This is a genomic window from uncultured Streptococcus sp. (assembly GCF_901875575.1).
Lineage (GTDB): Bacteria > Bacillota > Bacilli > Lactobacillales > Streptococcaceae > Streptococcus.
On the sequence record NZ_CABFMF010000019.1, the window covers coordinates 1 to 11,505 of the forward strand.

Annotated in this window: 12 protein-coding genes; 1 reads left to right on the forward strand and 11 read right to left on the reverse strand. The window is 35.3% G+C overall.

Going from position 1 to position 11,505, the window contains the following annotated elements:
- The 8 genes from QZ114_RS05920 to QZ114_RS05955 form a co-directional block, all read right to left on the reverse strand.
- Positions 1-374: helix-turn-helix transcriptional regulator (locus tag QZ114_RS05920; RefSeq protein WP_295500862.1), on the reverse strand; the 374-nt coding region annotated here is incomplete at its 3' end.
- Between the two features lie 152 nt (positions 375-526).
- The gene (locus tag QZ114_RS05925) at positions 527-754 is read right to left on the reverse strand and encodes a hypothetical protein (RefSeq protein WP_000301902.1); all 228 of its coding nucleotides are present in this window, start codon (positions 752-754) and stop codon (positions 527-529) included.
- Positions 745-1,377: a DUF3990 domain-containing protein gene (locus QZ114_RS05930; protein WP_295500866.1), complete on the reverse strand. Its 633-nt coding sequence runs from the start codon at positions 1,375-1,377 to the stop codon at positions 745-747. Before QZ114_RS05930 ends, QZ114_RS05925 begins: the two co-directional genes overlap by 10 nt.
- An 81-nt stretch (positions 1,378-1,458) precedes the next feature.
- Positions 1,459-1,734, reverse strand: coding sequence for a hypothetical protein (locus QZ114_RS05935; RefSeq protein ID WP_295500869.1), 276 nt, complete (start codon positions 1,732-1,734; stop codon positions 1,459-1,461).
- A 37-nt stretch (positions 1,735-1,771) separates the two neighbouring features.
- Positions 1,772-2,155 (reverse strand): DUF5945 family protein, encoded by a 384-nt coding sequence (locus tag QZ114_RS05940; protein ID WP_084946475.1) that lies wholly within the window; start codon positions 2,153-2,155, stop codon positions 1,772-1,774.
- Positions 2,152-2,385: a DUF5965 family protein gene (locus QZ114_RS05945; RefSeq protein WP_000152422.1), complete on the reverse strand. Its 234-nt coding sequence runs from the start codon at positions 2,383-2,385 to the stop codon at positions 2,152-2,154. Before QZ114_RS05945 ends, QZ114_RS05940 begins: the two co-directional genes overlap by 4 nt.
- Positions 2,386-2,435: 50 nt before the next feature.
- The gene (locus tag QZ114_RS05950) at positions 2,436-3,521 is read right to left on the reverse strand and encodes a toprim domain-containing protein (protein WP_295500876.1); all 1,086 of its coding nucleotides are present in this window, start codon (positions 3,519-3,521) and stop codon (positions 2,436-2,438) included.
- Positions 3,522-3,530: 9 nt separating this feature from the next.
- Positions 3,531-4,172, reverse strand: a complete 642-nt coding sequence (locus QZ114_RS05955) for a hypothetical protein (protein ID WP_033607223.1) — start codon at positions 4,170-4,172, stop codon at positions 3,531-3,533.
- Positions 4,173-4,331: 159 nt separating this feature from the next.
- Between QZ114_RS05955 and QZ114_RS05960 the strand changes: the two genes are divergently transcribed.
- Positions 4,332-4,529 carry a hypothetical protein gene (locus tag QZ114_RS05960; protein WP_081720561.1) on the forward strand — a complete coding sequence of 66 codons (198 nt, stop codon included), beginning with the start codon at positions 4,332-4,334 and terminating at the stop codon, positions 4,527-4,529.
- 13 nt (positions 4,530-4,542) lie between these two features.
- Here the strand turns inward: QZ114_RS05960 and QZ114_RS05965 are convergent, their stop codons facing one another.
- The 3 genes from QZ114_RS05965 to QZ114_RS05975 all read right to left on the reverse strand — a co-directional run bounded on the left by QZ114_RS05965 (position 4,543) and on the right by QZ114_RS05975 (position 11,424).
- Complete coding sequence (locus QZ114_RS05965; protein ID WP_261445036.1) at positions 4,543-4,839, reverse strand: DUF5966 family protein; 297 nt, start codon at positions 4,837-4,839, stop codon at positions 4,543-4,545.
- Between the two features lie 13 nt (positions 4,840-4,852).
- Positions 4,853-5,137, reverse strand: a complete 285-nt coding sequence (locus QZ114_RS05970) for a DUF5962 family protein (protein WP_261031012.1) — start codon at positions 5,135-5,137, stop codon at positions 4,853-4,855.
- Positions 5,138-5,211: 74 nt separating this feature from the next.
- On the reverse strand, positions 5,212-11,424 hold the full coding sequence (locus tag QZ114_RS05975; protein ID WP_295500887.1) for a DEAD/DEAH box helicase family protein: 6,213 nt from the start codon (positions 11,422-11,424) through the stop codon (positions 5,212-5,214).
- Between the last annotated feature and the right edge of the window lie 81 nt (positions 11,425-11,505).

The following is an 11,505-nucleotide window of genomic DNA, read 5'->3' on the forward strand; positions in this document are numbered from 1 at the left end:
TTCGTATGAATCAAGTCAGATAGATCATCACTCATTAAAATCCAAGGATTAGATTCATCATCAATGCTAATTCCCTGGCTATCTTGATAACGATAGAGTCGAGATAATAGATTAGCGCCTCTTTCTTTCACAATTTCAATTTTTAAAGTCAATTCATAATCTTCAACAGGATTCAGCATTTTATCTTCTCCTACAATATCGACATAAGATACATTAAACTTCTGACAAATGATGTCTATTAATTCGGTAGAGACTGAACTCGTTCCATTTTCATAACGACTCAGACTATTTCGTGAAATACCTACAATCCGTGCAAATTCGGGTTGTGTTAAGTCATGTGTTTTACGTAAGGATTTTATGTTCTTTCCAATCATGGCAAACTCCTTTATTTTTCTAAATCCATTATAGCATAAAAAAGCAGAACGCACCAATTTTGGTGCGTTGTTTCTTGTTTTTCTAGCCTAAACTTTACTTCTAAAAAAGCCACCTTAAAGAGTAATTCCTTTTTCGGTGGCTTTTCAAAATACTATACAATAAAATACTCTTGTTTAATTTTTGTAAGCAGGTTGTTAGCAACCGAAGTTACACCAACATGCATCAGTTCAGGATCAGAATAATCTAGATTACGAGCATAGCCTTCTGCAACAGTCTGAGCAATACGCTCATCCAATTTATAATTGGAGGCTTTTAATAGTGCTTGAAATAATTCTGAACTATATAGTTTAATATTATTTTCCAACGATACTACTGCCATTTTTGTAACTCCTCTCCTGTCTTTGATTGATAAACTTTCTCTATTTTCATTATATCACAAAAAGATTGGTTGTGAATGGATAATTGTTTAAAAGAATAGGGTTTTCTAAACTCAGCAAGCATTTCTTCTTTTGTAATTTCATTCTGACGAAAACGAGCTAAAGCTTGGGTTGGATTATCATCAGTCTGAACACCATAGATAAAATCAAAATGGTGTTGTAATTCATCTGGATTTTCCCGATTTTGAACTACAAATTCTGCAAAATCTAAATCTGACTCTGACTTTTTATGTTTTGGAAAATAGTGACAATGATAGTCAGGGTTCTTAAAAATTTCTACAAAATTTGAAATACGAAATTCTACTATAATTCCTACTTCTTCCTTTGAGTCAAAAATATTATTGTTAGAGGTGCTTCGATTTAATGCTTCAACTTGCTTGTTAATAAATTTTCTAGCTTGTTCAAAGTCAGGCGTAATATAGAATCCAGGTCCAAAATCTAGCTCCCTTCCTAAGTTAAATTGAACATCGATTCCTTTTTTTAAGGATTCTAAATGTCTCAATAATGTAGCATGAAACCACTGAGTCTGACCTAGTTGCTTTTCCTGCTTGGTAGTCAAGTCCAAAATATTTACTTCCTTATCTAGTCTATACTAAAAGTATAACACAAGACTTTATTCAAGTAAAAGAAAATTTTATAAAACGATTCACTTCCTTCCATCTTTTCTAAATCTCTCTAAATTCTTCTCCAATTGTTCCTTATGAAGTTGATTCTTAGCTTCCTTTAATGTGTCGTCCAAAGTTTCTTCTCTATAAATTGATTCTGTTTTTAGTTGTTCTGATTCTTGTTTTGGAGTGAAAATGATATCTAAAAGTCGGTCAATTTTTTCAAGATCTTGGACAGACATATCAGATAGTCGATGAATTAGCTTCTTAAATACATCACTATTGTCTTGGTTTTTCTTAAAAAGTTTTGTAAACATCTATAACCTCTCAAAAAAAGCAGCCTTTTAAGACTGCTTAGTGTAATTCCGAAATCGCATCATAAATGGACTGCAATTTCTTATTATCTTTATTCTTTGTATCAATCAACGTATGTAGCTCTTCAATTTTCTTTTGACTACTTTGAATATCGCTATTATTATCCGCAATCAGTCTTTTAAGATGTTGCTGATAACTTGTAGTGATATCTGTCTCTTTTCCTGTTCTAACCTCTGTAACTTTGGGTTTAGAACTAGGATTTGATTCCGTCATAGGTGCTTGTTTGCGCTTTTGAAAAGCTGCTTCATAATTTACATCATTACCTCCTTGATGATTTCCAAATAAGGCCGCAATTTTATCTGGATCTTCTTGATTTTCTGATTTACTTTCTAATGGTTGATTAAAATTCCAATCTTTTGTCATTCACTCATTTCATCCTTTCTAAATTCAGAATCATCGAATTGTCTTTCTCTACCAAAGGCATGGTCAAGAGCTTCTTCAAAACTCATGTGACTAATGCTTTGACGCCTTTTGAACGTCGCAAACATCGCTGTCTCAAGTTGCTCTTTGTAAGCAGCTAGTTTTTCTGTCTCTCTTGCTACCTTACTTTCTTGCCTAGTGACCTTTTCTTCTAAGCGTTCAATAATGGTCATATACTATCCTCCTTCATTCTAATATTAGCTAAAACGTCTTGATTTTGTTATCACAATTCTAAACATTGAGAGGTTTGTCTTACTGGTTGATTCCTCAATGTCTCTTTTGCATTCTCAATCATCAATTGTAAATCTGATTTCTTTTCTCTAAGGACATCATTCCAGTCTACTTTTTCTTTCCCAGATTCATTATCAGGGAAATCCAGGAAAACAGGAAATCCTGATTGAGATAACTTATCAGAAAAATCTTTTCCTGCATCATCACAATCTACCGCAAGTGTCAATAAATCAGGATGATTATCAAAATAGCTGGTGGTATCACGAATTGTATTGATCAAAGGCAATAACTTTGAAGGTGTTACTGTATCTAAAAATTCCAACTTCTGATTTTCTTCAGCTATCAGTCGTAAAGTTTGATAAGCAACAACAGACCTTTTTAATCCCTCCATAGATACCAAACGAACATCAGATAGATTTTGTTGATGAAGTTCGTAATAGCTCATCAAGTCAATGAACGATTCACAAAAGACCAGCTTATTTGGTTTACCAATGTCAAAGGATATTCCAACATGTCCATGGCTTCCTTTTAGAATCGTTTTTAACCTCTCTCTTGGGATAGAATGATTCTTATAAATCCCTTGTAGGCTTGCTGACTGCAGTTTGTGACGATGATCAAAGCTTTTAAAAACAATAACAGGTTCAACAGTTTCATTTGTTTTCCAACTAGCTTGTGCTATCAAACCTTGTTGAATCATCTTTTCTATGATTTCTTCTGAGATTCCTCTACATTTTGTTAAGTAATATCTGGCCAGACTGCAGTTAGAATCTTCTATTCTCTTTAAAGGGTAATAAAATGGTCTCTCTCTTTTTTCTTGAACAGCTTCTTTTTGAAAAGGTTCTTCAGAAAGAAAGGCTAGAGCTTCTTTAAAGGAAATTCCCTTAACAAGTCGAACAAAATCAATGACATCACCTTGAATATCTCTTGAAAACCATTTAAAAGTATTGGTAGTTGAAAAAATCCGGAATGAATCGTGTTCAGGATGTTCATAGACACTGCTCGAAACTTGTTTAAAGGAGATCCCCAAACGATTGGCTACATCAAGAATTGAAATTTGCTTACATTCTTCTATTTCCATGCAATATCATCATTTTGTTGTAGTATTTGGCAGTGATGGAACAGATGAGGATTCTTCCAAAGTTTTGGGAGTAGCCTTATCCAAATCATCTAACCCAGATTTCCAAACCTGTACTTGATTGACCAATAACTTACCTGGTAGTTTCGAATAAGACAACTTAACCGTTCTGGTTTCTGTCTGATTGGTCTTTGATTGGTTGGCATTCTTTAAATCAGATACATAGGTTACATTATAAGAGACCATGGCAATGGCTTGATTCGTAGTCTGATTGACAAAGATATCTGCTTTTTCAAAATGATAATCCAAAATATAATCCTTATACACTTGGTTCATAGCATCATTTTGACTTGACAATTCTTGAGAATAAGCCGATTCAGTCATATAAGGTTGAATACGTGTATTATTTTCTCCGAGCTTTTCTTTCGTATAGTACTGCGTCAAAAATTCTTTTACAGTATCCGATGACAAAATGCTGGCTTTATCTTCTTCTTGTTTGTCCTCTACAAGTTTAGCTGCAGCCAATTCGATTTCTTTGCGACTTTGTTTAGCAGTAGAATGTTGACCAGCAGTATATCCCATCATGAGAATAAAGCTAGTTGCAGCCACTGCTCCAACACTAATTAAGGCTTTAGTTTTGACTTTATTTAACATCTTAGACCTTCTTTCTATAAAAACTAGGTCAAGAATAACAAAAAGAACTTGTAAGTTTTATCACATCACAACGAAAGGTAATTTCTACATTTCAGGCGCAAAATCGTACAGTTCAGAGAAAAATATCAAAATTAGCTGTCTTCAGTTTATAATATAAATATGAACAAATTAAAAGAAGAAAATTTGAGAAGAGCTCTTTCTCATATTGAACGACATAAACAAGCCATAAATACAAGTAATAATAGTGAGGATAATGATTTTCATAAATTATTACTCCAATTTAGCTATGATGTATATGAAAGAATCAAGGTAAATAAAAAACCTTATCCGAATTTAGATTCAGATAAAGTCTTTTGACTATCTAAAAAGTTCACATTTTTTTCTTATTTATGGAGTTAATGAAGCGCCAACTGAATCCTAGAACCAACATCAGATTGATGAAAAGGTACATAGACGTAAAACTAGTTAAACCATGTTGTCTGATATCATCAAAATATAAACTAGGTTCAGTAAAGAACAAATAAATTCCATAGACCTCCACGAAAATAAGAAAACTGACAAAACCAATCAGGAAAAGTCCGCTGGCAATAAGAAAGAGTCTCCATAAAAGAATGAGAATTCCTCCTACTGCTAAAAAAATTACTGGGATAAGGAGTAAATCATTCATGACTTTCTCCTTTCTAGTCAATCAACTGACGATAATGGGTGGCAAGAGAGGAATCAAACTCTTCTAGTTTTTGAACCAATTCCAGATAGTCCTCTTTTTCATGTTCTTCAAAGTCCACGCCTCGATGATTCTGAAGAGCGATTTCCAATTGGCTAGTGAGTTCTCGTTTAGAAAAGCTGTAATCCCCAGTCACTTCCTCATAATGTTCCTTTAGTTCCTTGTAAGCTTGATATTCTTCAGGGGTTTGAAATCCCTGTACCAAGGTTTCTTCTAATTGATAATAGGTATCTTCCATCATAATCGTTACCTCGTTTCTTTCTATCTTTATTTTACCGCGTTTTTCGTTTCTTGTCCGCTATTTGTATCTATTTTTTAATCCAATTCAAAAGAAAGTTGTTCTTGCTTTTCGTTTCCTTTTTCATGGAATTGTCTTAAGGCCTGATCAATAATATCTAAATCCGTTTCTGTTTCAATCAATGGCGCGAGTACATCGTATTCGGCCTTTTTAGTTTGATAATCCTCTTCCTTTGGAAAATTTTTCTCAATTTCTACCTTAGCAGTAGTCCATTTATCCTTTAATTCATCCAATAAGTTCTGAGTTTTCACTTGATCCTCCTTGATGTGATCAATCGTATGCTGAAGCCTTTGAATCGTCCCCAAAGGAGAATACAAATCTAAACTGACAGAATATTGATTTTCTCCTACAATCTTAACAGAGAAGGTTTCAGTAAGAGGTTGATTTATTGGAAGACTAAGCATTTTAATGTCAAATCCTCGATAGCTTGCTAAGGTACGAAATTCTTTGCTGTCAGCTTGATTATGACGGATAAGACGGTGTAGGGATTCCCCTGCTTCAGCTCGTTGATCAAAAGCTTGCTTACCTACCGTCATAGAAAATGCCTGGTCTTTCGATATTTCAGACTGTTGAATGTCGCCTTCATACTTGCTTAATCGTTTCTCAAGAATGGGCATATTTTCTTCACAGTAAGAGATTGTATGACGATAGTGATCCTTGCTGCGTTGAAAGGCGCGTCTTTGATTTTCTAATAGAGTCAAATCATTCTCTAGTTCCATCTTATATTTGAGATAAGGATTACCTGTTGCTAGTGCCTTAAAATCAGAAGCTGTCATAGTCTGCTCATCAATGTCTTCTGCAGCACGAATCGGCTCCTTAGAAGTCATAATCTGCTTAATATAACGGAGTTTGTTCTCCTGAGTTGCCCATAGATAATTATCAAACGAACCTTTAGTAATGTAGTGGTAAATATCCACTTCCTTGTTTTCATTTCCCTGTCGGATAATCCGTCCATTGCGTTGCTGAATGTCACTTGGTCTCCACGGTACATCCAGATGATGAACTGCTTTCATCTTGCTCTGAACATTTAAACCTGTTCCTCCTTTTTCAGTTGAGGCAAGGAGAATCCGCACCTCTCCTGCATTGACCTTTCGAGACAAACTATTCTTCTTTTCATCACTATTGGCATCATGTACAAAGGCAATTTCCTTACTAGGGATTCCTCTATCAACTAATAAAGCCTTAATCTCAGAATAAACATCAAAGCCATTGTCCTTTTTCTTAGGTGTGCCAATATCTGAAAAAATCATCTGAGTAGCCTTATTTTCCATTCCTTCACGATAAATTCTTTCAACATTATCCACTACCTGAAGCAGTTTATGATTGTCTGCTAGACTATAGCTAGAGTCCAATAAACGCATATCAATAGCTAGTTTCCGTGCCTCACCTGTTATCTTTAACATGTTATCCTGGCTCGGATCAACTGTTCCACATTTGACCATATCTGACCTCATAACCAATTCTTCTAAATAGAGTTTCTGGTTTTCAGTTAACTCACTCTCAATAGGAATAATATGGGCTTCTGGAACAGGTAAATCCAACATATCTTGTGTTTGAATGTCGGCTGTTTCTTTATAGATTTTCATCAACTCAGGTAGATTGACAAACTTTTTAAATCGTTTCTTAGGTTGGTACTTATCCCCTGTAGGAGCTAATTCCATAGAGTTTTGAATTTCTCCAAAAGCACCCACCCAAGAGTCAAAATAATCAACTTGATAGCGTTTTAAGATATCTGGTTGAATGTAGTTCATCATAGTGTATAACTCACTAATAGAATTGGAAACAGGTGTTCCTGTCGCAAAGACAATGTTTTTAAAATCATGTTCTTCCTGAATCTGTCGAACCTTCATTTCCATATCCACATTCTTCTTAGAGGTTGTATTGGTAATCCCTGCTACATTTCCAAGTCCAGTAATGGGACGTATATTTTTAAAGTGATGTGCTTCATCCACAAAGAGAAAATCAATTCCTAAGTTCTCAAAATCAATAAAACTATCACGATTGAAGCGTTGCAGTTCTTCCAATTGTTTCTCTAGACCACTTATTGATTGCTCTGCTTCTTTAACAGTATACTTATTTTCAGAATGTGTTTTAATCTCTCGTAGTTCATTGAGTTTATCCTCGATATAATTCATCTGTCTTTCCTTACTGACAGGGATTTTTTCAAATTGAGAATCCCCAATGACAATGGCATCGTAATCTCCTGTAATAATACGTGACACAAATTGTTTTCTTCTCGCCTTCACAAAATCTTTCTTAGTGGTCACAAAGACCTTTTTAGTAGGGAAAAATTTCATGATTTCTTGGCCAAATTGAGCAGACAAACTAGAAGGTACTACATACAAGGGCTTATGAACCATCCCCAACTCCTTTAATTTAAACCCAGCCCCAAGCATGGTCAAGGTCTTTCCTGAACCTACCTCATGAGCTAATAAGGCTCTTTTTTCTTCTACGATTCTTTGAATGGCATTCTCTTGATGAGGACGAAGACTGATGTTTTGTGCCAAGCCATCAATGACTAGATGGCTACCGTCATACTCTCGACTAACCGTTCGATTATAAAGACGATTATAGCTTTCTTCAATGACTTGTTGGACTTCTGGATACCGTGAGACAAAGTCTTGAAAGAGTTCTTGTAAATGCTGCTCTTTTGCTCTTAGAACAGAGGTTTTTTCCAAATCTGTGATGGTCTTTTTCTTTTCTCCTTCCGTAACAGTCATGGTAATCGTCGGTTGGTTCGAATTAAGTAAATTCTCAAAAATCTTTCTTCCTGTATCATAACGTGACCCGCTGACTCCAAGACTACTATCTTTTGCACTTGGATAGCGATAAGCAAATGATGTCCTTAAATGAACCTGCCCATCGACAGGATTCACTTCAATGACTTGTTCAACATCAGGCGAAGATAATTCAAATTCACGATTGGTAAAACATTCAAAGGCAAATTTACCATAAACGGATTGAGGAATCCAACGTGACCCTATTTTAAACTCAATATCTGCCAGATGAATCCGTGGAGGACGAACAGATTCTAACAAATCTAAAGCATGGGACCAGTCACATTCTTGGTTGTTTTCCTCCACTAATAGTTGAACTACTTCTATCTTGTTGAGAATGTCTCCTGATAAAAATTGGTTCTTAGAAAGATATTTTCTTTCTCCTCTTAAATAACTTTCTGGATCCATTAAAATCTGGTCTCCTAACTCATCTAAAATAGCAGCTTGGCTATGTTCGGGATAAATTGATACCATATAGTCTAAATCAACCCCTCTACCATCCGATAAACTGGAGTTTAAGGCATCTAAAGCCGTTGAAACTCTTGCAATTACTCTCTCTGGCCTAACCAATGCTTTCTCAAAGGCTAAAGATTTTTTATATTTTACTTTCTGATCTTTAGAGTCAATGTATTCATCTTCTAAACTTGCTAGTAAAGAATACTTATCGTCACTATCAAATAAGTTCCGATTGACTGAGGCATTCAAGTATCCAAATTGACTTACAAAGCGGTCATAGTCATGATTGAGTTTACTAAGTAATACCTGAAAATCTGTCCGACTATAATCTGGATGACGTTGAATTTCAATTAAGGCTTGATAGGTCTCTCTCAAATCAACCATGCCCTTAATACGACTAATATCCTTATCCGATAAGTGGCTTTCATAAAATACAGTTTTTTTGAACAGTCCCTTATATTTCCCTCTTTTACTCGCTTCTTCTGACTTGTAAACATCTAGTGCTTCCTCATCTGTCAAATGAAGTTGTACGAATCGATCTATTTTATGTTCAGACAAAGAACTGTCCCATGCTTTAAAATCTCCCTTCTCATCTACATAATAACTAATTTCATCTACTTTTGAACTTTTCCGAATGCCATGCGTATCTCGGTAATAAATTTGATTTCCCTCATATCCAAAAGAATAGAGAGCTAAGTCCTCACGTATACGACTTGGAATAGAATTATCCACTTCTTCTTGGATAAAAACAGGTGCTTTTAAAGAATTGTCAATTGGTTTAGGTTCTTCCACATTCTCTAACGCTTCCATAATGTCAGTAGCTAATGTTTCTGATACCCCCTTAACATTGAGAGTTCCTCCATTAAAATTACGTACCTCATATTGACCCAAAACTTGTGTATTGTATTTCCCATCAAAATAAGGATTAATCCAGACACGCTTATCCTCCTCAAAGGGAATAGAGCCACTAAAGACAAGCTCCTCTTCATTAAGATTCTTTGCTTGATCCTTTTGAAAGAAAAGGAGGTCTGTGGTTACACGAGTACCTGCAATCCTTTTAAAAGCCATATCCGGCAAACGAACTCCCCCTAAAAAATGAGTGTTGGTTTTAATCTCTTGTAAGACATTATCTGTCCGTTTATCCATTGTGCCAATAGAAGAGATAATCGACACTTGTCCTCCGTCTCTTACTAAATCAAGTGAGTGTTTGACAAAGTAATCATGAATCATATAAGGTTTATCATAGTTTTTATCGGCAATGCGAAAATTTCCAAAAGGAACATTCGTTAAGACTAAATCAAAACTATTATTTTGATAGGGAACTTCTTCAAATCCTCGCACTTCAATATGGACATTTGGATGGAGTTGTTTTGCGATTGCGCCAGTCACACTGTCTAATTCAACCCCATAGAGTTCTGATTTATCTCGTATACTTCTAGGCATAGCCGCAAAGAAGTTCCCAGTCCCCATAGAAGGATCTAAAATCCTTCCTCCCTCAAAACCATCATCCAGTAATTTTTGCCAAATCTGGCGAATAATCATTGGGTCTGTATAATAGGCTGTGAGAGAACTTTGTTTCATGGTGGAGTATTCTGATTTACTTACTAAGCTCTTGAGAGTTAAACGTTCTGCTTCATACTTTGGATTGAGTTCATCAAAAAATTCATTGGCAAGGCCGCCCCACCCGACATACTTGGCTAGTAGCTCTTGTTCTTTTGGATTCGCTTGTCGTCCCTCTTTTTCTAATCTTTTAACAAGTTCAATAGAGGCGATATTCGTTTCAATCTTTTCTCGATTTGTCTTAGGATAAAAGTCCTCTAAATCATCTGGAAAAACAAAATCTTGAACGGGGACTTCCGTCTCTTCTATATCTGAAATAAGCGTTTCTGTTTCCTTATCTTTTTCCTTTTCTTCTTCCAGATAGGAAAACAAATCTATTTCCTGATTTTCACTTGATGAATCAATCTCAATCTCTGAATCTTCTTTTTCAAGTTCTACGATAGACAATACTTGTTCAATCTCTTCTAAACTGTTCAAGTATAAGATAGGACTTTCTTCAAATAACTGGTTGGAATCATTGAATAGCTCTAGGCGAACTAAGTTATTTAACTGTGCATTTTCAATCGAAACCAACTGAAATACTTGTCCTTTATAACTTACTTGTGAACCGATTGGATATTCCCTCAAAGTTTCTTCTACAATCTTATCGACATTAGAAAAAGAGTTCGTTTCTTCCGTTTCCTGTTCAATATCACTTGAAGGAGATAAAACTTCCTCTACTTGATTAGACTTTTCTCTTATAGCCTTTACTTCATCAAAATGAGTAATAATCTTCAGCTTTTGTGTCAGTGGGAGTTGTGTGTAGTTTTCTTCATGATAGACAAGATCCTTAACGGTATCTAAAGTAGCCATCAATTCTGAACCCAAATAGGCTAGAACATCTCCCTCTTTTTCCTCAAAATGAATCTCAAGAACTTCTTTTTTAAGCTCTTTTGAATCAACCATTAGAAGAAATTCCTCTATATCTCTACTAATACGGTCAGATAGATTATTCGCAACCCGATAGACATTGACTAAATTGACATCCTGATTCTGATGACATACAAGCTCACTTAATGGTGTTAGCTTCTCTTCTTCAGATTGGTTGTAAAATCGAGTGGAAAGATTATAGGTTGCGACTTCTAGCACCAAGTTTTTCTCAAAATTACTTAATTGAGATAATTTATCTAGACCCGCTTGTCCAAAACTTCTTGTGTAACTTTCCAAATCTTGGTCATTATTTTCAGAACTGGCCTCTAGGAAAGAAACAATATCTTGATCAAACGAATAGACGTGAGGAATCTCTTCTATCTTGCCCTCTTCAGCCAAAAAACTCTCTACCAAATCCTGCCATTTCTCATCAAAATGTTGCGCTTGATAACGAAGAAATAGGTCCATTTTCTCCCTATCTTTTGGAATTGTTCCACGAAACATAGCCAATAATTGCATTACTTCCATACTTGCTCCTTTCATCTATACGAAAATAGGAGAATCACATGATTCCCCTACAACTCTATCTCCATTTCAACCTCTTGAGGA

Coding starts and splice junctions, on each gene's coding strand:
- QZ114_RS05945 (WP_000152422.1), bottom strand. CDS start 2,385: ATGACCATTATTGAACGCTTAGAAGAAAAGGTCACTAGGCAAGAAAGT.
- QZ114_RS05965 (WP_261445036.1), bottom strand. CDS start 4,839: ATGAATGATTTACTCCTTATCCCAGTAATTTTTTTAGCAGTAGGAGGA.
- QZ114_RS05960 (WP_081720561.1), top strand. CDS start 4,332: ATGAACAAATTAAAAGAAGAAAATTTGAGAAGAGCTCTTTCTCATATT.
- QZ114_RS05955 (WP_033607223.1), bottom strand. CDS start 4,172: ATGTTAAATAAAGTCAAAACTAAAGCCTTAATTAGTGTTGGAGCAGTG.
- QZ114_RS05925 (WP_000301902.1), bottom strand. CDS start 754: ATGGCAGTAGTATCGTTGGAAAATAATATTAAACTATATAGTTCAGAA.
- QZ114_RS05940 (WP_084946475.1), bottom strand. CDS start 2,155: ATGACAAAAGATTGGAATTTTAATCAACCATTAGAAAGTAAATCAGAA.
- QZ114_RS05970 (WP_261031012.1), bottom strand. CDS start 5,137: ATGATGGAAGATACCTATTATCAATTAGAAGAAACCTTGGTACAGGGA.
- QZ114_RS05935 (WP_295500869.1), bottom strand. CDS start 1,734: ATGTTTACAAAACTTTTTAAGAAAAACCAAGACAATAGTGATGTATTT.
- QZ114_RS05950 (WP_295500876.1), bottom strand. CDS start 3,521: ATGGAAATAGAAGAATGTAAGCAAATTTCAATTCTTGATGTAGCCAAT.
- QZ114_RS05975 (WP_295500887.1), bottom strand. CDS start 11,424: ATGGAAGTAATGCAATTATTGGCTATGTTTCGTGGAACAATTCCAAAA.